1 protein-coding gene is annotated in these 609 nt (G+C 59.4%); it reads left to right on the top strand.

What is annotated here, in order from left to right:
* Positions 1–609: hypothetical protein (locus tag DB708_RS25840; RefSeq protein WP_133251065.1), on the top strand; the 609-nt coding region annotated here is incomplete at both ends.

Genomic DNA, 609 nt, shown 5'->3' with positions numbered 1-609 from the left:
TGTTGCGGTATTTGAACCCTGAGGTGGATTTGTCCGGGCCAGATCCGGTGATCGGGTTTAACTATTTGGGGCGTGTGGGTGCGGGCGCCGCGGGTGAGTTGTCGGATGATTTATGGCTTTTCAGTCAGCAGGGTGCGTCGTCGGTGGGTGTTACTAGGGCGGTGCCGATGCCGTTGATGCACACGGTGGAACTTAATGCGGTCACTGTCGACACGGTGGCTGGCCCTGAGTTGAGTGCGAACTGGATGTGGGCGCGTTCGGTGGTCGATGAGGCCCAGGTTGGTCGGCTCAGTGTGTTGTGGTTTGAGGCGTTGGCGGGGATGTGTGCGTGTGTTCGTGGTGGTGGGGGTGGGTTGACGCCGTCCGATATTGTGCCGGCGCGTCTTGTTCAGCATCAGATTGATGAGTTGGCGTCCCAGGGTGTGGTGGCTGATGTGTTGCCGTTGACTGCGTTGCAGCAGGGGCTGCTTTTTCATGCTGGTGTCGCCCAGGCGGATCACGGTGATGTGGTGGATCGCGGTGATGTGGTGGATCGCGGTGATGTGTATGCGGTGCAGTTGGATATCGCGTTACGTGGTGCGCTTGATGAGTGTCGGCTGCGTGATGCGG

The sequence above is a fragment of the Mycobacterium montefiorense genome, assembly GCF_003112775.1.
Classification (GTDB): Bacteria; Actinomycetota; Actinomycetes; order Mycobacteriales; family Mycobacteriaceae; genus Mycobacterium; species Mycobacterium montefiorense.
This window is presented reverse-complemented; position numbering and strand designations above follow the sequence as displayed.